Origin of the sequence: Sulfitobacter sp. 1A12157, from assembly GCF_043557345.1 — a bacterium.
In the GTDB taxonomy this organism is placed as follows: Bacteria; Pseudomonadota; Alphaproteobacteria; order Rhodobacterales; family Rhodobacteraceae; genus Sulfitobacter.
Genome location: NZ_JBIFFV010000009.1, coordinates 80,979 through 107,164 on the forward strand (window position 1 = coordinate 80,979; position 26,186 = coordinate 107,164).

The 26,186-nt window shown below is 64.2% G+C and carries 26 protein-coding genes; 9 read left to right on the plus strand and 17 right to left on the minus strand.

Features of this window, described 5'->3' with window-relative positions:
• Nucleotides 1-51: 51 nt before the first annotated feature.
• Nucleotides 52-1,071 (minus strand): TRAP transporter substrate-binding protein, encoded by a 1,020-nt coding sequence (locus tag ACGYLC_RS15055; protein WP_394423622.1) that lies wholly within the window; start codon nucleotides 1,069-1,071, stop codon nucleotides 52-54.
• 138 nt (nucleotides 1,072-1,209) lie between these two features.
• On the minus strand, nucleotides 1,210-1,704 hold the full coding sequence (locus ACGYLC_RS15060) for a MarR family winged helix-turn-helix transcriptional regulator (protein WP_394423624.1): 495 nt from the start codon (nucleotides 1,702-1,704) through the stop codon (nucleotides 1,210-1,212).
• Between the two features lie 137 nt (nucleotides 1,705-1,841).
• Between ACGYLC_RS15060 and ACGYLC_RS15065 the strand changes: the two genes are divergently transcribed.
• Genes ACGYLC_RS15065 through ACGYLC_RS15100 form a run of 8 tightly spaced genes read left to right on the plus strand, consistent with a single transcriptional unit; the run spans nucleotide 1,842 to nucleotide 10,147 of the window.
• A complete protein-coding gene (locus tag ACGYLC_RS15065) occupies nucleotides 1,842-2,792 on the plus strand; it encodes a PDR/VanB family oxidoreductase (protein WP_394423626.1) in 951 nt (316 codons plus the stop codon).
• An 11-nt stretch (nucleotides 2,793-2,803) separates the two neighbouring features.
• Nucleotides 2,804-4,138, plus strand: a complete 1,335-nt coding sequence (locus ACGYLC_RS15070; protein WP_394401125.1) for a Rieske 2Fe-2S domain-containing protein — start codon at nucleotides 2,804-2,806, stop codon at nucleotides 4,136-4,138.
• Nucleotides 4,135-4,614: an aromatic-ring-hydroxylating dioxygenase subunit beta gene (locus ACGYLC_RS15075; RefSeq protein WP_394423628.1), complete on the plus strand. Its 480-nt coding sequence runs from the start codon at nucleotides 4,135-4,137 to the stop codon at nucleotides 4,612-4,614. Before ACGYLC_RS15070 ends, ACGYLC_RS15075 begins: the two co-directional genes overlap by 4 nt.
• Entirely contained in the window at nucleotides 4,611-6,236 is a 1,626-nt protein-coding gene (locus ACGYLC_RS15080) for an AMP-binding protein (RefSeq protein WP_394423630.1), read from the plus strand. Before ACGYLC_RS15075 ends, ACGYLC_RS15080 begins: the two co-directional genes overlap by 4 nt.
• Entirely contained in the window at nucleotides 6,233-7,402 is a 1,170-nt protein-coding gene (locus tag ACGYLC_RS15085) for a thiolase family protein (RefSeq protein WP_394423632.1), read from the plus strand. The genes ACGYLC_RS15080 and ACGYLC_RS15085 overlap by 4 nt, the downstream gene beginning before the upstream one ends.
• The gene (locus ACGYLC_RS15090; RefSeq protein WP_394423633.1) at nucleotides 7,399-8,646 is read left to right on the plus strand and encodes an SDR family NAD(P)-dependent oxidoreductase; all 1,248 of its coding nucleotides are present in this window, start codon (nucleotides 7,399-7,401) and stop codon (nucleotides 8,644-8,646) included. The genes ACGYLC_RS15085 and ACGYLC_RS15090 overlap by 4 nt, the downstream gene beginning before the upstream one ends.
• Nucleotides 8,643-9,425, plus strand: a complete 783-nt coding sequence (locus ACGYLC_RS15095) for a cyclase family protein (protein WP_394423635.1) — start codon at nucleotides 8,643-8,645, stop codon at nucleotides 9,423-9,425. Before ACGYLC_RS15090 ends, ACGYLC_RS15095 begins: the two co-directional genes overlap by 4 nt.
• Nucleotides 9,422-10,147, plus strand: a complete 726-nt coding sequence (locus ACGYLC_RS15100) for an SDR family NAD(P)-dependent oxidoreductase (protein ID WP_394423637.1) — start codon at nucleotides 9,422-9,424, stop codon at nucleotides 10,145-10,147. Before ACGYLC_RS15095 ends, ACGYLC_RS15100 begins: the two co-directional genes overlap by 4 nt.
• A gap of 10 nt (nucleotides 10,148-10,157) precedes the next feature.
• Here the strand turns inward: ACGYLC_RS15100 and ACGYLC_RS15105 are convergent, their stop codons facing one another.
• Nucleotides 10,158-11,051 carry an NAD(P)-dependent oxidoreductase gene (locus ACGYLC_RS15105; protein WP_394423638.1) on the minus strand — a complete coding sequence of 298 codons (894 nt, stop codon included), beginning with the start codon at nucleotides 11,049-11,051 and terminating at the stop codon, nucleotides 10,158-10,160.
• 158 nt (nucleotides 11,052-11,209) lie between these two features.
• Here ACGYLC_RS15105 and ACGYLC_RS15110 point away from each other — a divergent pair, with 158 nt between their 5' ends.
• Nucleotides 11,210-12,706, plus strand: coding sequence for an aldehyde dehydrogenase family protein (locus ACGYLC_RS15110; RefSeq protein ID WP_394423639.1), 1,497 nt, complete (start codon nucleotides 11,210-11,212; stop codon nucleotides 12,704-12,706).
• A 49-nt stretch (nucleotides 12,707-12,755) separates the two neighbouring features.
• On the opposite strand, the gene ACGYLC_RS15115 is transcribed toward ACGYLC_RS15110, so the two are convergent.
• The 14 genes from ACGYLC_RS15115 to ACGYLC_RS15180 all read right to left on the minus strand — a co-directional run bounded on the left by ACGYLC_RS15115 (nucleotide 12,756) and on the right by ACGYLC_RS15180 (nucleotide 26,183).
• Nucleotides 12,756-14,039 (minus strand): TRAP transporter large permease, encoded by a 1,284-nt coding sequence (locus tag ACGYLC_RS15115; RefSeq protein WP_394423640.1) that lies wholly within the window; start codon nucleotides 14,037-14,039, stop codon nucleotides 12,756-12,758.
• Nucleotides 14,032-14,550: a TRAP transporter small permease gene (locus tag ACGYLC_RS15120; protein ID WP_394401099.1), complete on the minus strand. Its 519-nt coding sequence runs from the start codon at nucleotides 14,548-14,550 to the stop codon at nucleotides 14,032-14,034. The genes ACGYLC_RS15115 and ACGYLC_RS15120 overlap by 8 nt, the downstream gene beginning before the upstream one ends.
• A gap of 66 nt (nucleotides 14,551-14,616) precedes the next feature.
• Nucleotides 14,617-15,600: a TRAP transporter substrate-binding protein gene (locus tag ACGYLC_RS15125; RefSeq protein ID WP_394423642.1), complete on the minus strand. Its 984-nt coding sequence runs from the start codon at nucleotides 15,598-15,600 to the stop codon at nucleotides 14,617-14,619.
• 115 nt (nucleotides 15,601-15,715) lie between these two features.
• On the minus strand, nucleotides 15,716-16,621 hold the full coding sequence (locus tag ACGYLC_RS15130) for an HAD-IIA family hydrolase (protein ID WP_394423644.1): 906 nt from the start codon (nucleotides 16,619-16,621) through the stop codon (nucleotides 15,716-15,718).
• On the minus strand, nucleotides 16,618-17,427 hold the full coding sequence (gene phnE, locus ACGYLC_RS15135; RefSeq protein WP_209219192.1) for a phosphonate ABC transporter, permease protein PhnE: 810 nt from the start codon (nucleotides 17,425-17,427) through the stop codon (nucleotides 16,618-16,620). The genes ACGYLC_RS15130 and phnE (ACGYLC_RS15135) overlap by 4 nt, the downstream gene beginning before the upstream one ends.
• Nucleotides 17,424-18,218: a phosphonate ABC transporter, permease protein PhnE gene (gene phnE, locus ACGYLC_RS15140; protein WP_394423646.1), complete on the minus strand. Its 795-nt coding sequence runs from the start codon at nucleotides 18,216-18,218 to the stop codon at nucleotides 17,424-17,426. Before phnE (ACGYLC_RS15140) ends, phnE (ACGYLC_RS15135) begins: the two co-directional genes overlap by 4 nt.
• The gene (phnC, locus tag ACGYLC_RS15145; protein WP_394401089.1) at nucleotides 18,215-18,988 is read right to left on the minus strand and encodes a phosphonate ABC transporter ATP-binding protein; all 774 of its coding nucleotides are present in this window, start codon (nucleotides 18,986-18,988) and stop codon (nucleotides 18,215-18,217) included. Before phnC ends, phnE (ACGYLC_RS15140) begins: the two co-directional genes overlap by 4 nt.
• A 55-nt stretch (nucleotides 18,989-19,043) precedes the next feature.
• Nucleotides 19,044-20,024 (minus strand): phosphate/phosphite/phosphonate ABC transporter substrate-binding protein, encoded by a 981-nt coding sequence (gene phnD / locus ACGYLC_RS15150; RefSeq protein ID WP_394423648.1) that lies wholly within the window; start codon nucleotides 20,022-20,024, stop codon nucleotides 19,044-19,046.
• A gap of 188 nt (nucleotides 20,025-20,212) precedes the next feature.
• Nucleotides 20,213-20,926, minus strand: coding sequence for a FadR/GntR family transcriptional regulator (locus tag ACGYLC_RS15155; RefSeq protein WP_394401083.1), 714 nt, complete (start codon nucleotides 20,924-20,926; stop codon nucleotides 20,213-20,215).
• Nucleotides 20,923-21,765 (minus strand): sulfite exporter TauE/SafE family protein, encoded by an 843-nt coding sequence (locus ACGYLC_RS15160; RefSeq protein WP_394423649.1) that lies wholly within the window; start codon nucleotides 21,763-21,765, stop codon nucleotides 20,923-20,925. Before ACGYLC_RS15160 ends, ACGYLC_RS15155 begins: the two co-directional genes overlap by 4 nt.
• A 4-nt stretch (nucleotides 21,766-21,769) precedes the next feature.
• Complete coding sequence (locus tag ACGYLC_RS15165) at nucleotides 21,770-22,531, minus strand: DUF1028 domain-containing protein (protein WP_394423650.1); 762 nt, start codon at nucleotides 22,529-22,531, stop codon at nucleotides 21,770-21,772.
• 3 nt (nucleotides 22,532-22,534) lie between these two features.
• Nucleotides 22,535-24,328: a gamma-glutamyltransferase family protein gene (locus ACGYLC_RS15170; protein WP_394423651.1), complete on the minus strand. Its 1,794-nt coding sequence runs from the start codon at nucleotides 24,326-24,328 to the stop codon at nucleotides 22,535-22,537.
• A gap of 11 nt (nucleotides 24,329-24,339) precedes the next feature.
• On the minus strand, nucleotides 24,340-25,239 hold the full coding sequence (locus tag ACGYLC_RS15175; RefSeq protein WP_394401074.1) for an ABC transporter permease: 900 nt from the start codon (nucleotides 25,237-25,239) through the stop codon (nucleotides 24,340-24,342).
• Nucleotides 25,239-26,183 (minus strand): ABC transporter permease, encoded by a 945-nt coding sequence (locus ACGYLC_RS15180; RefSeq protein WP_394423653.1) that lies wholly within the window; start codon nucleotides 26,181-26,183, stop codon nucleotides 25,239-25,241. Before ACGYLC_RS15180 ends, ACGYLC_RS15175 begins: the two co-directional genes overlap by 1 nt.
• Nucleotides 26,184-26,186 lie beyond the last annotated feature (3 nt).

Sequence of the window (26,186 nt, forward strand, 5' to 3'; positions counted from 1 at the left end):
CCCTGGCTGGGGGCCGACCGCCTGTGCGCCCGGCCCCTTTGGCGGTGGGGGTTATTGGTTGGCGTTCGCCATTTCCTCACGCATCATCTCATAGGCGGCCTGCCCATCGACACCGGCCGCGTCGAGCTCTGCGATCACCTTGTCGCGTACCTTGGCGGCCATCTCGGCAAAGCGGGCTTGATCTTCTTCCGAGGCGGTGACGATCTTGTTGTCGCCCGCGGCCTCGGTCGCCTCACGCGCGTCGACGTCGCTTTGATCCCAGACGGCGCCCATCATGCGGCTCGCCGTCTCGCCAAAGACTTCGCTGTCGAGCTTTTGCTGCACGTCTTCGGGCAGGCTGTCGAAGGTCTCTTGGCTCATGATGACCGAGAAGGAACCGCGGTAGAACCCGCCGGGCATTTCATAGACGTTCTTGGCCACTTCGTTGAGCTTGAAGCTGATCCGCTCGCCCATGTTCATGGCCACGGCATCGGCGGCCCCGGAATCGAGTGTTTCGTAAACCTTGGGCGCGGGCACCTGAATGCCGACAAGGCCAAGCTCCGCCCCCACATCCGCCGAGACACCACCGCCAAGGCGGGTTTTCAGCCCCTGCAGATCGTCGAGGGTGTTCACTTCCTTGTTGGAGTGGATTTGCCCCGGTCCGTGGGTTGTGAGCGCGATCACCTTCACGCCGCGGTGCTCGTCCAATTCAGACAGCATCGCCTCATGCACGCGCCAATGGGCAACCGATGCGGCCTCGGCATTGCCTTCGTAGCCGGGGATCTCGACCAGTTTCGTGCCGACGAAACGACCGGGCGTGTAGCCGTGGAACAGAATGGCGATATCGGCGGCCCCGTCCAGCAGCAGGTCCATCTGCGCGGGCGGCGGGGCGAGGCCGTTTTTCAACTCGGTCTCGATCAGCCCATCGCTGGCCTCGGCCATCATGTCGGTTAGTTGGGTGAACATGCCGGTGTTGACCGGGTGGCTTGGCGGCAGCCATGTGGAAATGGTCAGCGTCTCGGCGGCGAAAGCGCCGGTCGCGGTGCAGAGCGCAAGCGCACTCGTCGTGAGAAACTTGGTGAATTTGGTCATTTTGGGCTCCTCCCCATACCGTTCGATATGCCTTGGCGGGGTTCTCCCAAACCCGTATCGCCAAGTATATGCTTTTTCATGTATTCACATTTACAGCACGATTGGAACCATTTTTTGCGCCCGGGGCAAGGGCGCTGATCAGCCGCGAAGATCCCCCGTTTCGTCCAAGGCGGCGAGCAGCGATTTCAGCGCCGGTTTCAACTGCGCCCCCTCGTTGCCCTTCAGCATCTCCATCAAAGCCGCCTCATGGCGGCGCGCTTGCGGCACCAGCTTGGCGGCCAGCGCGCGGCCCGCGTCGGTCAGATAGACCCGCACGCGGCGGCCATCGGCAGGGTCGCTGCGGCGCATCAGCAGGCCGCGTTCCTCCATCTGGGCAATGATCCGCGTCAGGCGGGATTGTTCGGCCAGCGCCCGGCGCGCGAGCTGCGTGATCATCGCGCCATCGGTGTCCGACAGGCAGGCCAACACGCGCCATTCCGGCACCCGCAGCCCCGCCTTGCGCACCTGCGCGTGGAACTGCGCGCTCGCCACATCGCTGGCCGCCGCCAAGAGATACAGCAGGTAATCCGAGACGAATCCCCCCTCCTGACCCGTCTCCTCTTGGGCGGTTGCATCGGTCTTTTGCTGCGTCACACCAGTTAACCCTTTGATGGAAAGAGGGCTCCTTGCGCCTCGGCCTCCCTAAATGGCGGGCAAAGTCGCGCTTGGCAAGAAAACCCTTGACCGAAACTATATGAAAAATCATATTGTTTGGCAGGGGAGGACATCACATGTCGAAGATCAACGCCATCGTGCGCAGGGTCACAGCGCTGACCGATCGCATCAGCGAGTTCGAGTTTGCAGCCGCCGACGGCGGCCCGTTGCCGATCTGGGACGCGGGGGCGCATGTGCTTTTCGATCTGCCCGATGGCGACACCCGCGCCTATTCCCTGATCACCTTCGATCCGATCCCCGCGGCGCCTGAGAGCTACCGCATCGCCGTCCAGCGTGAGCCCGAGGGCAAGGGCGGCTCGACCCATATGCATGGGCTGACACCGGGGGCAGAGATCACATGCGGCGCGCCAAGGAACGATTTCCCCCTGTCCCCGGACGCGCCCGCCGTGCTGCTGGCGGGGGGGATTGGCATCACGCCGATGATCTCGATGGCGGCGACGCTCAAGGCCGCTGCGCAGGACTTCACTTTTCACTATACGGGCCGCAGCGCGCCCGTCATGGCCTACCGCGATGCCCTGCGCGACAGTTTCGGCGATGGGCTGCATTTGCATTGCGATGATGACGCCACGGCGCTGGACCTCGGCGCGGTGATCGCGAGCCTCGGAGCCCATGCGCATCTTTATGTCTGCGGCCCTAAAGGGTTGATCGACGCGACCAAGGCACAGGCCGAAGCCGCGGGCGTCGCCGCCGAGCGCATCCATTTCGAACTCTTCGACGCGCCGCAAGAGCAAGAGGGCGACAGCGCCTTCGAGGTCGAAGTCGCTTCAAGCGGAGAGGTTTTCACCATCCCCCCCGGCCAATCCATCATCGACGTGCTGGAAGCGGGCGGCGTCGATGTCATGTACGACTGCCAGCGCGGCGACTGTGGCATTTGCCAATGCGATGTGCTCAGCGGCACCCCCGACCACCGCGATGTGGTCCTGTCCGAGGCCGAACGCGCGGCGGGCAATGTCATGCAAATCTGCGTCAGCCGCGCAAAATCTCCGCGCCTTGTGCTCGACATCTGAGGGAGGAACTCATGGGACGTTACGACAGCCCGGCGGCCTTGGCCGCCCTCGTGCAACCACATCAGGTGCACCGCGATATCTACACCGACCCAGAGGTGTTCCAGCAAGAGATGAAGCATCTTTTCGCCAATGCCTGGGTCTTTGTCGGCCATGAAAGCCAGACCCCGAACAAGGGCGATTATTTCAGCACCCATATCGGCACCCAGCCCGTCATCCAGGTGCGCCATTCGACGGGCGACATCCATGTCCTGCTGAACCGCTGCCCTCATAAAGGCACCAAGATCGTGATCGACCGGCAAGGCAACACCGGCAAATTCTTCCGCTGCCCCTATCACGCATGGAGCTTCAAGACTGATGGCTGTCTCTTGGCGATCCCGCTCAAAAAGGGCTACCAGAACACCGGGCTGGAAGAGACCGACAGTGGCAAGGGGATGCGCAGCGTCGGCGATGTGAAAAACTACCGGGGCTTCATCTTTGCGCGGCTGGCCGACGAGGGCATGAGCTTCGAAGAGTTCTTTGGCGAAAGCCTGTCCTCGCTCGACAATATGGTTGACCGCTCCCCTGCGGGACGTCTCGAAGTCGTCGGCCCACCGCTGCGTTATATGCACCATTGCAACTGGAAGATGCTGGTCGAAAACCAGACCGACACCTGTCACCCGATGGTGGCGCATGAAAGCTCTGCCGGGACGGCGGTGAAGCTCTACGAAGAACTGGGCCTGCCCGAGGACGCACCCAAACCTCCCGCGATGGAGATCATCGCCCCCTTCATGTCGCCTTACGATTTCTTCGAAGGCATGGGCATCCGCACTTGGCCCAACGGGCATGGGCACACGGGGGTAAACCACTCTATCCACTCGGATTATTCCGCCATCCCCGGTTATTTTGAAGCGCTTTGCGACAGCTACGGGGAGGAAAAGGCCAAGGCGATCTTGGACGAGAACCGGCACAACACGGTCTATTTTCCCAACATCATGATCAAGGGGCCGATCCAGCAGTTGCGGGTCTTCATACCCATCGCCGCGGACCGGACCGTGGTGGAAAGCTACATCTACCGCCTTGTCGACGCGCCTGATGAGCTGACCGCCCGCACCGCGATGTACAACCGCATGATCAACGCGCCCACCTCCATCGTCGGCCATGACGATCTGGAGATGTACGAACGCGCGCAGGAAGGGCTGATGGTTGACGGGCTGGAATGGGTGAACATCCAACGCCTGATCGAGGAGGACGAGGATTTCGAGGTCGAGGCGGTCGAAAACGGCACCACCGAACGCCAGATGCGCAACCAATTCCACGCTTGGGTCAAGTTCATGACGATGGGCCAAAAGACGGAGGCGGCGGAATGACCGTGACGCGCGAAAGCCTGATCGACTTCATCTATGACGAAGTGCGCATGTTGGACGAGGGGCGCTATACCGAATGGCTCGACCTCTGGCTGCCGGATGGGCACTATTGGATGCCGTTGGACTATCAGCAGAAAGACCCGATCAACGAGACCTCGTTGATGTATGAAGATATGTTCATGCTCAAGCTGCGCGTCGAACGTCTGAACGGCGCGCGCACCTTTAGCCAAAAGCCCAAAAGCCGCTGTCACCATGTCATCCAACGGCCCTTTGTGGATGAGATGGATGCGGAGGCCGGGCGTTTCGTCACGACCACCTTCATGCATTACGTCGAGACGCGGCTGGACGAGCAGCAGTTGCTCGCCGTCACCGCGCGGCATGAGCTGGCGCGGGTCGAGGGGCGTCTGCGCATTGCCAACAAACGGGTCGATATCGTGAATTGCGACGCGGCCTTCCGCAACATCCAGTTGTTGCCATGATCGGGGCAGCGACTGAGACGGTCTGTGCGGCCTTTGAAGACACCGCCGCGCGGCACCCCGAACGGGGTTTCCTGAATGTCCTGCCGGAAACGGCGGACATCTACGGCATTCCGGCGGGGGAGGTGACTTATGCCGACGCCGCGCGCGAGGTTGCGGCCCTGCGCAAGCGCATCTCGGCGGCGGGCTATCTGCCCGGGCAGCGCGTGATGTTGCTGATGGAAAACCGCCCGGCCTTTTTCCTCTGGTGGCTGGCGCTGAACGGACTGGGCCTGTCGGTCGTGCCGGTGAACCCCGATCTGCGCGCGGCTGAGCTGAGCTATATGATCGACCATGCCGAACCGGTCTTGGCCGTGGCGATCCCCGCGCGCGGCGAGGACTTGCGCGCGGCGGCACGGCAAACCGGGCGCGACATGCCGGTAATCGCACCGGAGGATCCCTTGCCCGCCCCCGCGACGCGTGAGACCATCGCGGCACGGCAAGGCGGGGCGGAGGAGGCCGAGGCCGCGTTGCTCTACACCTCGGGCACCACCGGCCAGCCCAAGGGCTGCATCCTGACCAATACCTATTTCCTCGACGCCGGGCGGTGGTACGCTGACACCGGCGGGCTTTGCGCCCTTTCGCAAGACGGCGAGCGGATGATCACGCCGCTGCCGATCTTCCACATGAATGCGATGGCCTATTCCTTCATGGCGATGATCGCCGTGGGCGGCTCTCTCACTGCGCTCGATCGCTTCCACCCCCGTAGCTGGTGGGCCTCGGTCCGGGCCTCGGGGGCGACCTGTCTGCACTACCTTGGCGTGATGCCGTCAATGCTCATGGGGGCCGAGGCGAGCGAAGCCGACCGCGACCATGCCGTGCGCTTTGGCTTCGGCGCGGGGGTCGACCCGAAACTGCACGCCGCCTTCGAGGCGCGTTTCGGTTTTCCACTGGTCGAGGCTTGGGCCATGACCGAAACCGGCGCGGGGGCGGTGATCTGCGCCAACCGCGAACCGCGCCGCGTGGGGGAAAGCTGCCTCGGCGCGCCCGAAGGGGGGCTGGAGGTTCGGCTGCTCGACGATGCCGGGCAAGAGGCCGATCAAGGCGAGTTGCTGGTGCGCCGCGCCGGTGCCGACCCACGGCGCGGGTTCTTTGCGGGCTACTTCAAGAATGCCCAAGCCACGGATGAGGCTTGGGCGGAGGGTTGGTTCCACACCGGCGACATCGTGCGCCGTGCGCCGGATGGTGCGATGTATTTCGTCGACCGGAAGAAAAACGTGATCCGCCGCTCGGGCGAGAACATCGCGGCGGTTGAGGTGGAATCGACCCTGATGCGCCACCCCGCCGTGGCCAGCGCCGCCGTGGCCGCCGTGCCTGACGCGGTGCGGGGGGATGAGGTTTTCGCCTGTATCGTGCCGAAGGACGCAGGCGCTGACCCTGCCGTCCTGGCCCGTGAAATCACCGAATGGTGCCTGACCCAGCTTGCCTATTACAAAGCCCCCGGCTTTATCGCCTTTGTCGAGGCGCTGCCGCTGACGGCGACGCAGAAACTCCAACGCGGGGTGCTGAAAACGCTGGCCGCCGATCTGCTGGACGATCCCGCCACGCAAGACCTGCGCGGTATGAAGAAACGGAGGGCGGCATGAGGCGCAGGGGCTACGACGGCGTCGTCCTCGCGGCGCCCACCTCGGTGCCCTATGCACGCTATAGCAATGAGACCGCCCAATGGTGGATCGCCCGCGCCCTGCGCGCGATGCTGGGCAAGGCCGGGATCGCGCCGGGCGCGCTGGACGGGTTTTCGGTCTCCAGCTTTTCGCTCGCGCCGGACACGCCGGTCGGGCTGACCCAGCATTTGGGGCTCAGCCCGCGTTGGCTCGATACCGTGCCGACGGGTGGGGCCAGCGGGGTCATTGCGCTGCGCCGCGCGGCGCGGGCGGTGCAGGCGGGCGACGTGGATGTGGTGGCCTGCGTGGCAGGAGACGCGAACCGGATCGACAGCTTTCGCACCCTGCTCAGCGGCTTCTCGCGCTTTTCGATGGATGCGACCTTTCCCTATGGTTTCGGCGGCCCGAACGCGAGTTTCGCCCTGCTGATGGACCGCTACATGCAGGAATACGGCGCCACGCGAGAGGACTTTGGCCAGATCGCCGTCGCGCAACGCGCCAATGCGCTCTGCTATCCCGATGCGCTGATGAAAACCCCGCTGACCCTCGACCAATACCTCGATGCGCGCATGATCTCGGACCCCATTGCGCTATTCGACTGCGTGATGCCCTGCGCCGGGGCCGAGGCGTTTTTGGTCATGCGCGAGGATGAAGCCCTGCGGCGCGACCTGCCCTTCGCGCGGATCAGCGGCACCATCGAGCGGCATAACGCCTACCCCGACGACCCGATGCAACTGCGCGGCGGCTGGGGCGTGGATATCGCTGAGCTCTACGAGATGGCGGGCCATGGGCCGGAGGGGGTCGATCTGCTGCAAACCTATGACGACTACCCGGTGATCTCGATGATGCAGTTCGAAGACCTCGGGTTCTGCGCCAAGGGGGAGGGGGCCGCCTTTGTGCGGCGACGGGATCTGACGATCAACGGCGATTTCCCCCATAACACCTCGGGCGGGCAATTGTCGGTCGGCCAAGCCGGGGCCGCGGGCGGCTATCTGGGGCTGGTGGAAGCGATCCGGCAGGTGACCGGGCAGGCCGAGGGCACACAGGTGACTAACGCCCGGCGGGCCTTGGTCTCGGGCTTTGGCATGATCAACTATGACCGGGGCGTCTGCTCTGCCGCGGCGATCATCGAGGGGGGCGCGCCATGACCGATCCACTGACGCCGCCCCGAAAGAAAAACCCGCAAAAGCGCAGCAGGGTGCCGACGCTGCCGCCCGCGCAGCGCTCGCGCGCGGCCCTTGGCCTTGCGATTGCCGCCGGGCGCGGCACCTTTGCCTTGCAACACTGCACCGATTGCGGGGCGGTGCAATACCCCCCACGCGATGCCTGCTGCAAATGCCTCTCCGTCGCGCTGGTGTGGCGCGAGACAGACCGCGTGGGCGAGGTGCTGGCCGAAACCACGATCCGCGTCTCGCCCGACCCGTATTTCCGCGAGCGTCTGCCGTGGCGCATCGGCACGGTGCAACTGGCCGCGGGGCCGGTGGCGGTGTGCCATCTGCATGGCGACGTCGCGCGTGGCGATGCGGTGCGGCTGACGTTGAAACTGGACCGGGCCGGGCAGGGGGTCATGGTGGCCCTGCCGCGAGAGGGAAGCGAGTTTATGCAAGACGATTCCGTGCTGCGCGAAATGTCGAGCGATCCGAAACACCGGCGGGTCTTGATCACCGATGCCCGCTCTCCCTTGGCCCTGCCGCTGGCCCAAGCGCTATTAAGCGCAGGCGCGGCGGAGATATTCCTGGGTGAGCCGGAACATTGGCGCCGGTGGGAAGGCCGCGCGGCCTTCGAGGGGATGGAGAGTGTCAGCCTCATGCCGCTCGATGTCACCGATGGGGCTTCCGTCTCGCGCCTCGCCGCCGAAATCGGGGGCAAGGTCGATATCCTGATCAACACCGCTCAATTCATCCGCCCCGACGGGGTGCTGGGCAGTGACAAGGTCTTTGCCCGCGAGGGGATGGAGACCAACGTGCTGGGCTTGATGCGGTTGGCGCAGGGTTTTGGCCCCGCGATGGCCTCACGCACGGCGGATGGGGTCAATGCGGCGGTGGCTTGGGTCAATCTCCTGTCGGTGGGGGCCTTGGCGCCCGAGGCGGGGTTCGGCGGCTTCGATGCCTCCCAGGCGGCGGCGCGGTCGCTCAGCCAGACGATGCGGGCGGAGTTTGCCGGATCGGGGCTGCGGGTGATGAATGTCTACACCGGCCCCGTCGATGACGAATGGCGCCAACCCCTGCCACCGCCCAAAGTCGCCCCCCGCGCGCTGGCGCGGACAGTGGTGCGCGGGCTGGTCGATGGGTTGGAAGAGGTCGCCTGCGGTGACGTGGCCCAGGACGCGCTGGCCCGCTGGCTGCACGATCCGGCCTTGATGGAACGCGAAACGCGGGGGAGCGGCGCATGAGCGATGCAATCACGACACTGGCCGACGCACTGGCAAGCGGTGCAACAAAGGTCATCGACCTGACCCATAGGCTCGACCCGGACTTTCCGGTCATCGTCCTGCCGCCAGAGTTCGGCCAATGCGCGCGGTTTCGGATGGAGGAGGTCTCGGCCTATGATCATCGCGGCCCGGCGTGGAAGTGGCATAACCTCACGCTGAACGAACACACCGGCACCCATTTCGACGCGCCCATTCACTGGGTCTCGGGCAAGGACGTGGCCCATGGCGCGGTGGATGAAATCCCGCCCGAAGCCTTCATCGGCCCGGTCGTGGTGATCGACTGCTCGGCGGGGGCGGCGCAGAACGACGACTTTGAGCTGACGCCCGAGATCATCCGCGATTGGGAGGCCCAGCACGGGCCGATCCCCGCCGATGTTTGGGTGCTGATGCGCAGCGATTGGTCGAAACGCAGCGGGGCGGATTACCTCAACATGCGCGAGGACGGCGCCCATTCGCCCGGCCCCACGCCCGCCGCCATCGAACTGCTGCTAGAGCGCGGCATTCGCGGCTTTGGCACGGAAACGGTCGGCACCGACGCGGGGCAGGGGATGCATTACGACCCGCCTTTCCCCGCGCATTACCTGCTGCATGGGGCGGGGAAATACGGGCTGCAATGCCTGTGCAACCTCGACCAACTGCCGCCCACGGGGGCCATGCTGATCGCACCGCCGCTCAAGATCAAAGGCGGCACTGGCAGCCCATTGCGGGTGCTGGCGCTGATACCGGGAGAGAGAGTATGACCGAATACACCGCCGTCATCACCGGGGGCAGCAAGGGCATCGGCGCCGATCTGGCGCAGCGGCTGCTTGAGCGCGGCTATCGCGTGATCTCGATCGCCCGAGGCAAGCCGGAATGGAAGGCGGAGGGCTGCGAGCATATCGAAGCCGACCTGCTCGACCCCGCCTCCGTCGCCGCCGTTGCCGCTGACATCGCCGCGCGCCATGAGGTGACCCATCTGGTGCATAACGCCGGTTTGATCTGGCCCAATCTGGTTGAGGAGGCCAAGCCCGAAGACATCACCGGCCTTGCGCAACTGCACCTCGGCTCGGCCCTGACGCTGCTGCAAGCCTTCCTGCCTGCCATGAAGGAAGGCGGCTTTGGCCGGGTGATGTTCAACGCATCTCGTGCCGCCTTGGGCGCGCCCACGCGCACGGCCTATTCCGCCTCGAAAGCGGGGATGATCGGCATGGCGCGTACATGGGCGCTGGAGCTTGCGCCGCATGGCATCACCGTCAATGTCGTGGCCCCCGGCCCGGTGCAAACGGATAATTTCTGGGGCATCATCCCGAAAGAAAGCGAGCGCGAAGCCGCGCTTGCCAAGCGCATCCCCGTGGGGCGGTTGGGGCAGGTGGAGGACGTGACCAACGCCTTCCTCTTCTTCTGCGACCCGGCCAGTAGTTTCGTTACCGGCCAGACGCTTTTCGTCTGCGGCGGGTCGAGCATCGGGACGCTGACGCTCTGAACCCTCGGGCTTAACCCTTGCGGAAATGCTGCACCAATTCAGGGACATAGGCATCACCCGCGCCCTTTTCGACGACGTTGGAAAGGGCGCGATAGACCCCATCGGCAATCTCGACCTGCGCGCCCGCTTGGGCGGACATCTGGCGGTAATAGTCGAAGTCCTTCAGCGCGTTGCTGATCGCGAAGGGCAGCGCCTCGCGGTCGCCGCTGGTGATGAAGGGCGACAGCCGATCAAGCGCGACACTGGCACCGCCGCCGCCCGCCAAGACATCCACGAAACTCTGCGGATCGATCCCCGCATCCGCCGATTGCGCCGCGGCCTCGGCCAGCAGCGACATGAAGCCGACCGAGACATAGTTGTGCAGCAGCTTCAGCCGATGGCCCGCGCTGACCTCGCCCACATGTTTGACCTCCTCGGTGAAGGCGGCGAGCACCGGAGAGACCTTTTCGACCGTGTCCGCGTCACCGCCGACGAGCAGGTTCAACTTCCCCTCATGGGCAAACTGCGCGGTGCGGGTCATCGGCGCATCAATGAAATCGCCCCCCGCCGCCTTGACCGCTTCGGCCATTTTCAGCGTCGACGCGGGCAGGGAGGTTGAGCAATCGACGACCACAGCACCCGGCTTCAGCCCCGCGATGACGCCGCCCTCTCCGGTCAGGATCCCTTCGACCTGCGGCGAGCCGGTGACGCAAAGGATGATCACATCGGAGGCGGCGGCCAGATCGCTCAGGCTGTCGAAAGCCGTGGCGCCGAGCCCGTCCAATTCATCGGTCGGCTGGTTGCCGGGGTGGTCGAAATAGCCAAGCGCAAATCCCCCGCGCCGCATCACGTTGCGGGCAATTCCGTGGCCCATCAGGCCGACACCGATCATACCGATTTTCATGGATTTTCCTTCGCTTGCCACCGCCACCCCTGCGGCGGTTCCCTTGGGGAAAGTTCTAGCGGCCCGCCCGGCACGGTGCAACGCGGCAGGGCCGGATTTTCTTGGTCAAACAGGGCTTTGTATATTTGAAACCGACAGTTCGATTGATAGGAATGGCGCATTAATGGAATGAGGCTGAAATGACTTTGACCCGCGACCCCCACCAGATTGCCGAAACGCTTTACCATGGGCAGTTTTGCCCGATGTTCATCGACGGTCAGGACGTGCCCGCCCAATCCGGCGCGGTGATCGAGGTGAAAGATCCCGCCTCGGGCCGCAAGCTGGCGGAGGTGCCGCGCGGCGGGGCGGAGGACGTCGATCTCGCCGTCGCGGCCGCGCGCCGGGCCTTCGAGGGGGTCTGGTCCACCTTCACGCCCTACGACCGGCAGGAGGTGCTGTTGCGCATCGCCGATGTGATGGAGCGGGATTGGGAAAGGCTCTGCATCTCCGACACCGCCGACATGGGGCTGCCGCTGGCGCGGACATTGGGCAACAAGCGGCGGGTGATCGGGATGCTGCGCTTCTACGCCGGGCAAGCGGTGGCGCTGCATGGCGACGTGATCGAAAACTCGATCTCGCAGTCGATGCTGTCCTTCACCACGCGCGAGCCGGTCGGCGTGGTGGGCGCGATCATCCCGTGGAACGCGCCCACTGCCGCCTCTATCTGGAAGATCGCGCCCGCGCTGGCCACGGGCTGCACCGTGGTGCTGAAACCTTCGGAAGACGCGCCGCTGACGCCGCTGATGATCGCGCGGCTGATGCAGGAGGCGGGCGTGCCCGACGGCGTGGTCAACGTGGTAACCGGCACCGGGCGCGAGGCCGGTGCGCGGTTGGCGGAACATCCGGATGTTAACAAAGTGGTCTTCACCGGCTCGACCGCGACCGGCAAGACCATCGCGCGGGCGGGGGTGGAAAACCTCAAACGGATCACGCTGGAGCTTGGCGGCAAGTCGCCGCTGATCATCTGCAAGGATGCCGACCTCGACAAGGCGGTGCCGGTGGCGGCGATGGCGGTCTATGCGCATTCGGGGCAGATCTGCATCGCGGGCTCGCGGCTCTTCGTGGCGCGGGAGATTCAGGATGAGTTTATCGAGAAACTGGCCGCCTTCGCGCGGAGGCTGAGGATCGGCCATGGCCTCGACGAAGGCACCGATCTGGGGCCGCTGATCAACGCTGTGCAGACTGAAAAGGTCGAGGGCTATATCGCCAAGGGCAAGGCCGAGGGCGCGCGGCTGGTCACAGGCGGCGGCAGGCCCGAGGGGGCGGGCTACGCGGGCGGCAACTTTCTCGAGCCGGTGATCTTCGCCGATGTGACGGATGAGATGACCATCGCGCGGGAAGAAATTTTTGGCCCCGTGATCTCGGTCCTGCCCTTCGACACGATGGAAGAGGTGGTGACCCGGGCCAATGCCACGCCCTACGGGCTAGCGGCGGGAATCTTCACCCGCGATCTCGGCGTCGCGCATCGGACCGTGAAGAAGCTGAAGGCGGGTTCGGTTTGGGTGAACATGTACCACGCGATCGACCCGGCGGTGCCCTTTGGCGGTCTGAAGATGTCGGGCTACGGCAAGGAAGGCGGCGTGGAGCACCTGCAGGCGTATTTGGATACCAAGGCGGTTTGGATTCAGACCGAGTAAGGACAAGCTCAGCGCGGCGCCGCCCGGTCTGATGCCGGGCGGTAAATTGCTAAAAACCGCTGACCTTTGGCAGCCATGTCGAAATTGCTGGCACAAACGTCAGCAACATCAACACGACGAAATTCGCCAAAAAGAACGGCGGCATCTCACGGATTAAGGCAGCGGGCTTCAGGTTCACCGCCGAGGAGACCACGAAGATCAGGCTCCCCACCGGCGGCGTGGTCAGCCCCAGCGTCAGGTTCACGATCACCACGATAGCGAAATGATCCGGCGCGATGCCGAGCGCGTGGCTGATCGGCGCGAGGATCGGCACGAGGATCATCACCCCCGGCAGCGGGTCCATGAACAGGCCAAAGAGCAGCAACAGCACGTTCACCGCCAAGAGAAACAGGATCGGCGAAAGCTCCCAGGCGATGATCGTCTCGGCCAGAAACTGCGGCACGCCTTCGATCACCAAGACCCATGCGAAAGCCCGCGCGGCCCCGAGGATCAACAGCACCGCGGATGAGATCAGTGCCGCGCGCAGGATCAGCCGCGGCAGATCGCGCAGGCGCAGGGCGCGGTAGACAAAGAACCCGCAAAACAGCGCATAGAACACGGCGATGACCGACGCTTCGGTCGGGGTGAAAATGCCCCCCCGGATGCCGCCGACGATCAACACGATCAACCCAAGGGCGGGCAGCGCCATCAGGCTGTTGCGCCACATCTGCGCCCGGTCGGGCCGGGCCTCATCGCTGCGGTAATTGCGTTTCCAACTGACCCAACCATTGGCGGCAAGGCTTCCTGCGGCAAGCAACAGCCCCGGGATCACACCCGCCATGAACAGCGATCCGACCGAGACTTCCTGATCCTGCAAAGCGTAGATGATCATCACGATCGACGGCGGGATGATCGGCCCCACCACGGCGGAAGAGATCGTCAGCGCCCCGGCGTAGGAGCGGTCGTAGCCGCCTTTCTCCATCATGCGGATCATCATCGCCCCCGGCCCTGCCGCATCGGCCAGCGCCGAGCCGGAGATGCCTGCGAACATCGTCGAGGAGATCACATTGGCATAGCCCAACCCCCCGCGCAGATGGCCCACGAACTGTGCGGCAAAGCGCAAAAGCGTGTGGGTGATCGCCCCGCCGGTCATGATTTCGGCGGCGAGGATGAAGAAGGGCACGGCCAGCAACGGAAAACTGTCGAGGCCCGAGAACATCTCTTTCACCACCACGATCTGCGGGTAGGAACTGCCCAAACCGATGGCCGCGAAGACGGAAATGGCCATGGCAAAGGCGACGGGCAGCCCCAGCAGCATGAGCACGAAAAGCGAGACAAAGAGGATCTCAGCCATTGGCGGCTCCCGGCATGTTTTCGGTCTGACCTTCGGGCTGGTGATAGTGGCCGGCCATGATGAAGGGCCGCGCGATCAGCAACAGATGTACGATCAACAGCGTGAACCCGACCGGCATGGCGGCATAGACATAGCGAAACGACAGGCGCATCGCCGGGGTCATCTGATACTGTGCGCGCTGCATATAGTCCCAGCCGACTTTGACCATGAAGGCAAAGAAGAACAGCAAAATCAAAACGATGACCCCGCGCAGAATGCGTTGCATTCGGGTGTTCATCACATCATGCAGATTGGTGATGGCCACATGGCCGCCCTGCCGCAGGGCAAGGCCAGCCCCCAGAAAAGCCATCCAAATCATCAGGTAGCGGGCGGATTCATCGGACCACGACAGCGAATGGTTGGTGCTGAACCGCAGGGCGACATTCGCCCCCACGACCAAGACCATCCCCGTCAAACAGGCGATCACCACGGCGGCGTTCACCTTGACGAATAGCTGTTCCAATCTGCGCATGGTTTCCCTCCCGTGCAAAACGGCCGGAAGCACTGCTCCCGGCCGTCCGTCTTTACGTCGCGGCGCTTACTCGGTCGCGGCGATCTGGTCGATCAGCTCTTTGCCGTAGGTCTCGTAGTAACCCTCATAAGCGCTTTCGATGGAGGCGCGGAAGGCGGCCTTCTGGTCTTCGCTCAGTTCGTTCACTTCCATGCCGCGCTCTTTCAGCGTCTCGACACCGCTTTGCTCTACGTCATCGACGAAGGCACGCATGGCTGTGACAGCCTCGGTCGCGCCTTTCTCGAAGGCGGCCTTGTCCTCATCCGACAGACCTTCCCAGAAGGGTTTGGAGACCAGCAGCATGGCGGGCGAATAGACGTGGCCCGAAAGCGTCAGGTACTTCTGCACCTCGTCGAGCTTGACCGAAACGATCACCGACAGCGGGTTTTCCTGCCCGTCGATGGTGCCCTGCTGCAGCGAGCTGATCACCTCGGGCCAGGCCATCGGGGTGGGGGCGGCGCCAGCGGCGTTGAAGGCTTCGAGGTGCACCGGGTTTTCCATGGTGCGCAGCTTCATGCCCGCGATGTCTTCGGGTGTTTCGATGGCGTTGCGGTTATTGGTGATGTGGCGGAAACCCTGTTCGCCCCAGGCCAGGGCCACCAGGCCCGCGCCGTCGAATTCGGCCAAGATGTCCTGACCGATCGGCCCGTCGAGCACACGGCGCGCGTGGTCAAGGCTGCGGAACAGGAAGGGGATGTCGGTCACGCCGGTGGCGGGGACAAAGTTGCTCAGCGTGCCGGTGGAGACGATGGTCGCCTCGACTGTGCCCAGTTGTAGACCCTCGACAACCTCGCGCTCACCGCCCAAGCCCGAGGAGGGGAAATGGCGGAAGCTGAACTTGCCATCCGTCTCGGCCTCGACCACCTCTTCCCACTTCTGCGCCGCGACGCCGTAATGGCTGTCGGGAGCAAGGGCATAGCCGATCTTGACTTCGGTCTCCGCGCTCAGGGCTCCTCCGGTGAGCGCGGCCATAGTGGCGAAAATTGCCGTGGGCTTGGTGATTTTGAACATTTTGTATCCTCCAGCGATCTTATTAACAAGGTCATGAAAACTGCTAGCGGTGGACGTTCAGAATGGCAATGGGGAAGGGGCGCTTTGTGGACAATGAATCCACAGTAAAGCGCCGCTAAATTCCCGTGACGATATGATCGGGCGCGATGCCTGAGCCTTGGATCGCCGCGCCGACCTCCAACCCCAAGAGGGAGCCGTGGCCGGTGACCAGTGCCGTGGCGAAACCCGCCTGCGCCCCGCCGAGGATATCCGTGTGCAGCGTGTCGCCAACCATCAACACGCGCGCCGGATCGACGGGCTTTGCCCGCGCGAGGGCCAAGTCGAAGATATCGGGAAAGGGCTTGCCGCAGAAATGCACCGCCACGCCGATCGCGTCGATCAGGCGATGCGCGAACCAGCCGGGTTCGAGCGATAGACCATCCTCACGCGGGGCGACAAGATCGGGGTTGCCGACGAAGACGGGCCGGGGCTGGCGTTTCAGACTGGCCTCCAGCAGGGCTTGCCGCGCCTCTGTCCACCCATCCGCCCCGACGAGGAGGAACCCTTCGGCCCGGTCATAGACTGTCGGATCATCCGTCAGAACGGTCGCGCCGAGATCGGCGATCTCTCCCATGTCCTTGTCGGGGTTCAGCATCACGCCCCAGCGGCGCGGAGGTTCTTCCGCGACGCGGTGCAACAGCGCCTCGCGGCTGGTAACCACCTCGTCTACTGCGAAATCAAAGCCAAGTCGCGCGTAGCGGTCCATCATATGCGCCTTGGGATAGGCGGCGGAATTGCTGACGACCATGACCGATTTGCCCATCACGCGCAGGGCCGCGATGGTCTGCGCGGCCCCCTTGATCGCCGTTTCGCCGACGTTCAGCACGCCGTAGGCGTCGAACAGGATCAACTCATAGGGGGCGACGATATCGAGGAAACGGGCGGCCTGTGCCCCATGGCCGAGCTTGTCGCAAGCCGGCAGGCGGGGGCGCAGGCGCTGGTATTCGGCCAGCGCCTGCGCGGGGTCTATGGCGACACTCACAAGATGCGGCGGCGCAGGAAGGCCGAGATCACCTCGCCGATGATCACCAGAACGATGATCGCGATGAGGATCGTGGCGACCTCGGGCCAGTTGAAGGTGTCGATCGCGCCCTGCAGGATGATCCCGATGCCGCCCGCGCCAACAAGGCCCAAAACCGTGGATTCGCGCAGATTAATGTCCCAGCGAAGGATCGAGACCGCCCAGAAGGTCGGCATCACCTGCGGCACGATGGCATAGGCGATGACCTTGAAGCGCGAGGCGCCGGTGGCCTCCAATGCCTCGACGGGGCGGCGGTCGATCTCTTCGATCGCCTCGCCCAGAAGCTTGCCGATGAAGCCGATGGAGCGGAACATGATCGCGAGGATGCCCGCCACCACGCCGGGGCCGAAGATCGCCACGAAGAGCAGCGCCCAGATGATCGTGTTCACCGAGCGCGAGGTCACGAGGATCAGCCGCCCGAGCCAGAGCGTGGCCCGGTTGGGCGTGGTGTTCTGCGCCGCGATATAGGCCACCGGCAGCGACAGCAGCACCGCGAAGGTGGTGGCGAAAGTGGCGATGTTCACCGTGTCCCAGAGCACTTTGAGGATGGTCTCGAGGTTGCTGGGGTCGGGCGGATACATGCGGCCGAAAAGGTCGCCGATCTGCTCGGGCGCCCCCCAGACCCAGGCCCAGATGACCTCGATCGAGGTGAGCGCCCAGGCGATGGCGAGCGCGCAGCCAAGAAGCACGCCGTAGCGCGTCAAGCGCTGGCGCAGGGTGAAACGGGTCCAGTCGTCGCGGCCGAATTTCTCTGCAATCGTCGTCATTGGATGCGCTTTCTGATCACGCCGCTGACGGCTTCGGAAACAAGGATGACACCGACGATGACCATGGTGATCGCCAGCGCGAAGTCGTAGTCATAGCGGCCGAAGGCATTGGCGAGCGTCGCGCCGATGCCGCCCGCGCCGACGATGCCCACCACCGCAGAGGCCCGCAGGTTGCTGTCGAGCTGGTAGATCGTGAGGCCGATCTGGCGCGGCATGATCTGGGGAAAGATCGCGTAGATCAGGGTCGAGAAATAGGGCGCACCGGCGGCGCGCATCGCCTCGACTTGACCGAAGTCGATCTCCTCGATCCGTTCGGCCAGCATCTTGGCGACGAAGCCGATGGAATAGACGATCAGCGTCAGCACGCCTGCGAAGGGGCCGAAACCCACGGCCTTGACGAAGAGGATGGCGACGATGACCGGGTGAAAGCTGCGCGCGACGATGATAATGGCGCGACCGAGGTAGAAGATCGGCTTCGGCGCCACGTTGCGCGCCGCCATGAAGGCGATGGGGATCGACAGAAGCACGCCGCCCGCGGTGGCGAGAATGGCGATCTTGAGGCTTTCGAGGAAGCCGTCGATCAACAGGCCGGAGCGTTCGAAACTGGGCGGGAAGGCCCCGCCGAAAATGCGCCCGGCGCGGCCCAGCCCCTCGGCCACGCGGTTCCAGTCAATCGGCATGGTCAGACCGACCCAGCCGAAATAGGCCACCGCGCCCAAGATCACCGCCCACCGCAGCACCGGGTTGGCGATGAAGGGCGGCTTTTTCCAACTGTCCCGTGGCGCGCTCATGCCGCGGCCCCATCTTTGGCGCGGTCCGCATGGGGGCTGCCCGCGTAAATCTGGTCCATCGCCGCTTGGTCGAGCTTGGCGGGTTCGTCGTCAAAGATGATCCGGCCATAGCGCATGCCGACGATACGGTCGGTGTATTCTTTGGCCTCGGTCACGTTGTGGATGTTGATCAGCACCGGCAGTTTCAGCTCACCGGCCAGATCACGCAGAAGCCCCATGATCTGCTCCGAGGTCTTGGGGTCGAGCGAGGCGGTCGGCTCGTCGGCCAGCAGGATGTCGGGGTCCTGCATCAGGGCGCGGACCACGCCGACGCGCTGGCGTTCGCCGCCCGAAAGCTGGTCGGCGCGGGTGTTGGCATATTGCGCGATGCCGACGCGCTCCATCAGCTCATAGGCGCGGCGGATGTCGGCCTTGGGATAGCGGCGGGTCACGGCGGCCCATGTCGAGATATAGCCGAGGCGACCCGATTGGACGTTCTCCATCACCGTGAGACGGTCGACGAGGTTGAAGCCCTGAAACACCATGCCAATCTTGCGCCGCGCGGCGCGCAGGTTGCGGCCCCGCAGGTTGGTGAGTTCGGTGCCGTTGAGCATGATCGACCCCGAGGTCGGCTCCACCAGTCGGTTGATGCAGCGCAGCAGCGTCGATTTGCCCGCGCCGGAGGAACCGATGATCGAAACGACGCTTTCGCCCTCGATGGTCAGGTCGAGGTTCTTCAGCACCGGATCACCGCTGCCATAGCGTTTCACGAGGTCGGAAATTTTCAGCATGTATTGTACCTTGAACGTGGGGCCGGCGTCAGCGCCGGCCCCCGGTGTTGAACGATTATTCAGCCGCGAGGCCCTGCGGCGTGTACTCGACACCGTTCGCCTTCTGGATCTGACGGATCACCGCCCACTGGTCTTTGTAGGTGATCGGGATGAACTTGCTCACGCCCGCGAATTCCTCGCCCAAAGCAGTGCCTTCAAAGTCGAAGGAGAAGAAGGCTTCCTTGATCTTTTCCTTCAGTTCGGGCGCGAGGTCATGGGCCACGCCGTAGGAGGTTGTCGGGAAGGGATCGCTTTCCCAGACGATGCGCACGTCCTCGGGGTCGTAAAGACCGCGCTCGGCCATGCGGTCGACCACTTCGGAGGCCACCGGGGCCGCGTCATAGTCGCCCGCGACGACACCCAGCATGGATTGGTCGTGGCTGCCCGAATAGGTCACTTCGTAGTCCTGATCCGGCACCACGCCGAGATCGGGGAACAGCGCGCGCGGCGCCTGGTTGCCGGAGTTGGAGGTGGGTGAGGTATGCGCGACGCGCTTGCCGGCGAGATCCTTCATCTCCTTGATGTCGCTGTCGGCCTGCGTGTAGACCTGCAGCTTGTAGCCGAACTGGCCGTCATCCGCGCCCATGATGGCGAAGGGCTCGACCCCCGCGAGGTTCACCGCGAAGGGCGTGGGACCGGTGGAGAAACCGGCGATATGCAGGCGGCCCGAGCGCATCGCCTCGACCTCGGCGGAGTTCGACTGCACGGCGAAGAACTGCACGTCCTTGCCGGTCACATCCTCAAGATGCTCGATGAAGGGGGTCCAGATGTCTTCGTAGATCGCCGGGTCTTCGACGGGGGTATAGGCGAAAACCAGTGTCGACGGGTCTTTCAGCATATCGGGATCGGTCGGCGCATCGGCGACCAGATCGCCATCCGCGTCGCAGAACATTTTATCCAAGGCGCCGCGCTCGCAATCCTCTTGCGCGAAGGCAAGGCTGCCCGTCAGTGTGAAGGCCGCGGTAAGACCTGCGGCGAATAGGTATTTATGAGACATTGCGTTCTCCTCCCTGAGAATCCGCGCATCTGGCGCGAAATACAATAATGCGCAGATACGAACATCGAACAGTTTCGTTTGCAAGCTGTTCCGGCGCGTGGGCAGAGGAATTTGTCACAATGCTGTAACATATCCGGCCAGAAGGCGGTGACGGCCCGCGCGTGATTTAACCCGTCGAAACGGCGGCTTCAGAGATCGAGTTCGATCTTGCGCACCCGGTCGCGCAGCAGGGTCTTGGAAACGGTCAGCAGATGCTGCTCCATCGCGGCGGCAGCGCCGAGCGTGTCGCGCCGGGCGATGGCGTCGATCAGGGTCATGTGCTGCTCGCCCAGAACCTGCAGCGTTTCGGGGGCGTGATAGGTGCGGCGGCGCGAGGTCCATGCCACTTCGCGGCGCACCGCGCGGATGGACTCGTAGACCGTAAGGAACAGCGGATTTCGCGCCATCTCGGCGATCTTGTAGTGGAACATGTCGTCCGCCGCTTCATAGGCGTCGGGATCACTGAGGTTCAGCGTGGCGCGCATCAACTGGTCCAGCCGCTCGATCTCTTGCGGGCGGGCGCGGTCGGCGGCGAGGGCGGCAAGGGCCGGTTCGACCTCAAGCCGCACTTCCATCACGTCGCTTGGGGTGACCTGCCGTGCGAGGTGGCGCAGGCTGTCGGCATTGGTCGCGGGGGGCGGTGTGGCGAAAGTGCCTTGGCCGTGGCGGCGGTAGATCGTGCCGTCCTCTTGCAAAAGGCCAAGCGCCAGCCGCAGCCGCGCCCGGCTCACGCCGAAATGCTCGGCCAACGCGCGTTCGGGCGGCATCCGCCCGTCGTTCAGGATGTCCCCTTGGCGGATCGCTCCGCGCAGCCGCTCGGCCAATTCATCTTCACTTGGGGCGGACTGGGGGGGCTGTGTCATGAGTTGGAAAACGCTTCAAATAAATCAATGAACATACGCAGAGAGGTTATCATCAGGAAAATTCCAAAGGCAAACCGAAGCGCCCGGCGCGGGATGCTATGGGCCAGTTTCACACCCACATGGGCAAAGCTGGAAGTGAGCGGAATGATGATCGCCGCCGCCGCGAGGTTCACATAGCCAAGCGAGAAAGGCGGCAGCCCCTCGGCGCCGAGGCCCGTAAGCGCATAGACCACCGCACCCGGCAAGCCAATAATGAAACCGATCGCGGCAGAGGTGCCCACGGCGCGGCGGATGTCATAGCCCAGAAAGTTCAACAACGGCACCCCAATGGTGCCGCCCCCGATGCCCATCATCGCCGACAGCCCGCCGGTGACGACACCCAAGATCGCCCAGATCGGTTTGGCAAAGCCGCGCGGTGTGGGATCATCCTTGGTCTTGCGAAAGATCATGTCGAGCGCGACGATGGCGGCCACGGTGGCAAAGACGCCAACAAGGATCAGCCCCGAGACATAGCCCCCCAGAAGCGCACCGATTATGACGCCGATCAACAGCGACGGCGCCCAAAGTTTCAACAGGTCCATATCAATCGCGCCGCGTTTGAAGTGACCATAGCCCGAGGACAGCGAGGTAAAGACGATTGTCGCAAGCGAGGTGCCCACCGCCACCTGCATGGTGATCGCCGGATCCATCCCCGCCGTCGACAGCGCGAGATAAAGCGCGGGCACAATCACGATACCGCCGCCAACACCAAGCAGCCCCGCAAGGATGCCGCCAAAGACACCGGCGGATACCGCAATGGCAAGAAGGGGCAGAAGCTGGCCGAAATCGAGCGCGTTCATATGGTTACTCTTTCTTTGTCTCTGAATCTGTCGCCAGCGACCGGCTTGGCTTGCCCGCCGCCTTGCGGGCCTCTTCGGCGCGGGTGATCGCCGCATCAATCGGCGCGCGGTCGGAGGTGCCCGAAAAATTGTCGAGGCTCGGCATCGCTTCGGCCACATGGAGATAGCGCTCTCCGGCGACCTCGAGCAGCCGGTCAAGCTCACTCAACGGGTCGCCGTGGTCGTCGACGCGCAGGTCGAGATAGGCGTGGTCTTGACCGCGGTGGATCACCAGCCCCGCCGCTTGCCGCCCGCGCATGTCGCCGCCCGCCTCTTCGCCCGCGCGCATGGCAGCGAGCAGGCGTTCGGCCATCGGCAGATCCTGGCGCGCGGCGTAGGTCTCGAACGTGGCCTCCACCACCTCCGGCCCGGTCAGCATATTGCCCGCGACGGAGTGAATGGTCCCCAGACGGTGCCCGGCCCAATCGACACAGCCCGCGCCGGTATGCGCGGCGAAATTCCCTTGCGCGTCGAGCATGTGGCACTGGCGAATGTCCCGCCCCGCGTCGCGGGCGGCGAATTCCTTCAGCAGTGCCTCGGCCCGCTCCCCGCTTTCCAACATGCGCCGGCCTTCGGTCCCCCAGAGCGGGTTGACGAAAGCCTGCGTGGCCACGGCGACGCGCCGCCCGATGTAGGGCACGGCGGCACCGCAGGCGAAAAAGCGGCTGGCCACGGCGATGCCGATCTCTTGGCTGTCCGGATCACGGGCGATGATGGAATAGGTCATGGGTCAGCGTCCTACGGCATAGGCCTGCATCAGGCGGGGGGTCGCGGCGGCCTGAAGGCTGCCATCGGGATTGCGCAGCGCGGCGGTCATCCGCCCCACCGACCACGGCTCGGCCACGGTGACGATATGCCCCCGGGCGCGCAGCGCGTCGATCACCGCAGGGCCGACATTGGGCTCGATCATCATCTCACCGGGCAGGGCTTGGCGGGGGAAGAAACTGCTTTGGAAGTGCAGCGTGTGGAACAGCGGCGCGTCCATCCCCTCTTGCAGGTCGAGGCCGTGGTGCACGAAACGCAGGAACCAGATCAACTGCCATTGGTCCTGCTGGTCGCCACCCGGCGTGCCAAAGACCAGCTGCCGCCCATCGGCATGTTCGGCGAAAGAGGGGGTCAGCGTGGTGCGCGGACGCCGTCCGGGGGCGAGGGAGGTGGGCAGGCCCCGCTCAAGCCAGAACATCTGCGCGCGGGAGTTCAGTGGAAAGCCCAGGCCCGGCACCACCGGATTGCTCTGCAACCACCCGCCCGAGGGCGTGGCCGAGACCATATTCCCCCACCGGTCGATCACATCGAGATGCACGGTATCGCCGCGTTTCTCGGTCAGATGCGCCATCGTCGGCTCTTGCGGGGCGGCGTTCTGAACGCCGAAATCACGGGCCGCGCGTTCGATATAGCGCTCGGCCAGATGCTCCAACCCCGCGATCACGCCGGGGCGTTGCTCAAGCGATGCCTTGCCGTTGACCAGCTTCGCGCGTTCCGCGTTATAGGCGTCAGAGAGCAGTTCTTCCATCGGGATGATGCTCTGTTCGGGGTCGCCGTAATAGGCCTCGCGGTCGGCATAGGCGAGTTTCATCGCCTCGATCACCGTATGGGTAAAGGAAGCGCCCATCGGATCCATCGCGGCCAGATCGAAATGTTTGAGGATGGCGAGGGTCTGCAGGAACACCGGCCCCTGCGACCATGCGTGGGTCTTATGCACCGTCCAGCCGTGGTATTCGTAGGTCAGCGTGTCTTCGTAGCTGGCCTGCCACTTGGCCATGTCCTCGCGCGCCAGAAGGGCGCTGTTCTTTTGCTCGGACACATCATGCACGCAGGCGTCTTCGAGGTAGTCGAAAATCGCATCGGCCACGAAACCTTCGGACCAGATTTTCCGCGCCGCTTCGATCTGCGCGCTGCGGTCTTCGCCTGCGGCTTCGGCCTCGCTGACCAAACGCTCATAGGTCGCGGCCAGATCGGGGTTCTTGAAATTGGCGTTCGGCTCGGGCGCCGCGCCGCCGGGCGTCCAGACCGCGGCGGAACTCGGCCATTCGGCGGCGAAATATTCGGCCAGCCCCTTGATGGTGTTCGACACGCGCGGCAGCACCGGATGCCCGTCGCGGGCATAGTCGATCGCCGGTTGCATCACCTCGCGCAGACCCATGGTGCCATGATCGCGCAGCATCAGCATCCAGCCATCAAACGCACCGGGCACCACCGTCGACAAAAGACCCGAACCGGGGATCAGTTTCAGCCCGAGTCCCTCGAAATGCTCCAGTTTGGCGGCGGCGGGGCTGACCCCTTGGGCGCAGACAACTTTGGTTGCCTGTTTCTCCGCGTCGTGAAAGATGATCGGCAGGTCGCCCGCCGGGCCGTTCAAATGCGGCTCGACCACTTGCAGGACAAAGCCCGCGGCGACAGCGGCGTCAAAGGCGTTGCCGCCTTTTTCAAGGATGCCGAACCCCACGGTCGAGGCGATCCAATGGGTCGAGGTGGTGACACCAAAGGAGCCGCGGATCTCGGGGCGGGTGGTGAAGGGGGTCATGTCGTCTCCGGTCAGTGTTCGCGTGGGTCGAGCGCGTCGCGCAGCCCGTCGCCCAGAAGGTTGAAGCCAAGCACGACCATGAAGATCGCGATGCCGGGCCAAAGCGCCATCCAAGGCGCCTGATTGAGGAAGTTCTTCGCCGTGTTCAGCATCGACCCCCAAGAGGGCGCAGGCGGCTGCTGGCCAAGGCCGAGGAAAGAGAGCGACGCCTCGGCGATGATGGCGGTGGCGACGGTCAGCGTGGCCTGCACCAACACGGGCGGCAGCACATTGGGGAAGATATAGCGGCGCAGGATGCGCGGCGTGCTCAGGCCAATGGCGCGGGCGCTTTCGACGTAATCCTCGGCGGCGACGCTCAGCACCTGACCGCGGGTCAGGCGGATGAAGATCGGCGTGGCCGAGATGCCGATGGCGATCATCGCGTTGGTCAGGCTCGGCCCGAGGAAGGCGGCAAGCGCGATGGCGAGGATCAGGAAGGGTGCCGCAAGCAATGCTTCGGTGCAGCGTGAGATCACCGCGTCGGTCCAGCCTCCGAAATAGCCCGCAACGATGCCCAAAGGCACGCCGAGCCCAAGCGCGATGGCGACCGAGACGACCCCGGCCAGCAGGGAGGCCTGCGCCCCCCAGACCAGACGGCTCAGCACATCGCGGCCCAACTCATCGGTGCCCATCCAATGCGCCGCCGAAGGCCCTTTGCGCACCGCGCCCCAATCGGTGGCGGCGGGGTCGGGGATTGGCAGCAGCGGCGCCAAAATCGCAATGGCGCAGAAGAAGACCACCAGCACGCCGCCCAGCATGGCGCTGCGATGGGTGCGGAACTTCTTCCAAACCCGGTTTTCCGGGCGGGCAGAGAGGACCGGATCGGCGGCGCTTTCCGCGTCGATGGTAATAGGTGTGGCGGGTTGGGCCATTATTGCTTCCTCAGGCGGGGGTTCAGCAGCACATAGGCGACATCGGCGAGCAGGTTCATGAAGATGAAGCCGACGGCGGTGACGAGGACGATGCCTTGGACCACGGCGTAGTCGCGGTTGAACACGGCATCGACCACCAGCTTGCCAAAGCCGGGGATGGTGAAAATCTGTTCGGTCAGCACCGCGCCCGCGATCAACTCACCAAAGAGCAGGGCGGTGAGGGTCACGATCGGCGTCAGCGCGTTGCGAAAGGCGTGTTTCAGGATCACCCGCCGTTCGACCAGACCCTTGGCGCGGGCGGTGCGGACGTAGTCGCTGCTGAGCACGCTCAGCATGGCCGACCGGGTGTGGCGCATCAACGTCGCAGCGAGCGCCGTACCCAGCACGAAGGCGGGCATGATCATCACGGTGATGGAGCGGATGGGGTCTTCGCTCAGCGGCACATAGCCCGAGGCGGGCAGCAATTTCCATTTCACCGAGACCAGAAGGATCAGCATGATGCCGAGCCAGAAGTTCGGGATCGACAGGCCCGAAAGCGCTACCACATTGGCCACATAATCGGTCACGGTGCCCTTCTTCACGGCAGAGAAGATGCCCGAGGGCACGCCGATCAGCAGGGCAAAGATCATCGCCATCGTGGCCAGTTGGATGGTCACGGGCAGTTTCTCTCCGATCAGTTCCAGCACCGGCTGGTTGGTGCGCAGCGAAATGCCCAAGTCACCGGTCAACGCGTTGCCGATCCAAGTGAAATATTGCACCGGGATCGGGTCGTTCAGACGGTATTTCTCGCGCAGGAATTCCAGCACCTGCGGGTCGCGTTCTTCGCCGGCCATGGCCAGCACCGGGTCGCCCGGCAGCAGCTTTTGCAAGGTGAGGACAAAGACCGAGATCAGGATGATCGTCGGGATCGCGATCACCAGACGGCGCAGGATGAAGGACAGCATTTT

Excerpts from the sequence above, each read along its gene's own strand:
- ACGYLC_RS15160 (WP_394423649.1), bottom strand. The coding sequence starts at position 21,765 with ATGAACGCGCTCGATTTCGGCCAGCTTCTGCCCCTTCTTGCCATTGCG.
- ACGYLC_RS15175 (WP_394401074.1), bottom strand. The coding sequence starts at position 25,239 with ATGGCCCAACCCGCCACACCTATTACCATCGACGCGGAAAGCGCCGCC.
- ACGYLC_RS15165 (WP_394423650.1), bottom strand. The coding sequence starts at position 22,531 with ATGACCTATTCCATCATCGCCCGTGATCCGGACAGCCAAGAGATCGGC.
- ACGYLC_RS15085 (WP_394423632.1), top strand. The coding sequence starts at position 6,233 with ATGAGGCGCAGGGGCTACGACGGCGTCGTCCTCGCGGCGCCCACCTCG.
- ACGYLC_RS15125 (WP_394423642.1), bottom strand. The coding sequence starts at position 15,600 with ATGTTCAAAATCACCAAGCCCACGGCAATTTTCGCCACTATGGCCGCG.
- ACGYLC_RS15170 (WP_394423651.1), bottom strand. The coding sequence starts at position 24,328 with ATGACCCCCTTCACCACCCGCCCCGAGATCCGCGGCTCCTTTGGTGTC.
- ACGYLC_RS15075 (WP_394423628.1), top strand. The coding sequence starts at position 4,135 with ATGACCGTGACGCGCGAAAGCCTGATCGACTTCATCTATGACGAAGTG.
- ACGYLC_RS15080 (WP_394423630.1), top strand. The coding sequence starts at position 4,611 with ATGATCGGGGCAGCGACTGAGACGGTCTGTGCGGCCTTTGAAGACACC.
- ACGYLC_RS15065 (WP_394423626.1), top strand. The coding sequence starts at position 1,842 with ATGTCGAAGATCAACGCCATCGTGCGCAGGGTCACAGCGCTGACCGAT.
- ACGYLC_RS15120 (WP_394401099.1), bottom strand. The coding sequence starts at position 14,550 with ATGCGCAGATTGGAACAGCTATTCGTCAAGGTGAACGCCGCCGTGGTG.
- phnE (WP_209219192.1), bottom strand. The coding sequence starts at position 17,427 with ATGACGACGATTGCAGAGAAATTCGGCCGCGACGACTGGACCCGTTTC.
- ACGYLC_RS15110 (WP_394423639.1), top strand. The coding sequence starts at position 11,210 with ATGACTTTGACCCGCGACCCCCACCAGATTGCCGAAACGCTTTACCAT.
- ACGYLC_RS15155 (WP_394401083.1), bottom strand. The coding sequence starts at position 20,926 with ATGACACAGCCCCCCCAGTCCGCCCCAAGTGAAGATGAATTGGCCGAG.
- phnD (WP_394423648.1), bottom strand. The coding sequence starts at position 20,024 with ATGTCTCATAAATACCTATTCGCCGCAGGTCTTACCGCGGCCTTCACA.
- ACGYLC_RS15090 (WP_394423633.1), top strand. The coding sequence starts at position 7,399 with ATGACCGATCCACTGACGCCGCCCCGAAAGAAAAACCCGCAAAAGCGC.
- ACGYLC_RS15095 (WP_394423635.1), top strand. The coding sequence starts at position 8,643 with ATGAGCGATGCAATCACGACACTGGCCGACGCACTGGCAAGCGGTGCA.
- ACGYLC_RS15115 (WP_394423640.1), bottom strand. The coding sequence starts at position 14,039 with ATGGCTGAGATCCTCTTTGTCTCGCTTTTCGTGCTCATGCTGCTGGGG.
- phnE (WP_394423646.1), bottom strand. The coding sequence starts at position 18,218 with ATGAGCGCGCCACGGGACAGTTGGAAAAAGCCGCCCTTCATCGCCAAC.
- ACGYLC_RS15180 (WP_394423653.1), bottom strand. The coding sequence starts at position 26,183 with ATGCTGTCCTTCATCCTGCGCCGTCTGGTGATCGCGATCCCGACGATC.
- ACGYLC_RS15100 (WP_394423637.1), top strand. The coding sequence starts at position 9,422 with ATGACCGAATACACCGCCGTCATCACCGGGGGCAGCAAGGGCATCGGC.
- ACGYLC_RS15055 (WP_394423622.1), bottom strand. The coding sequence starts at position 1,071 with ATGACCAAATTCACCAAGTTTCTCACGACGAGTGCGCTTGCGCTCTGC.
- ACGYLC_RS15070 (WP_394401125.1), top strand. The coding sequence starts at position 2,804 with ATGGGACGTTACGACAGCCCGGCGGCCTTGGCCGCCCTCGTGCAACCA.
- phnC (WP_394401089.1), bottom strand. The coding sequence starts at position 18,988 with ATGCTGAAAATTTCCGACCTCGTGAAACGCTATGGCAGCGGTGATCCG.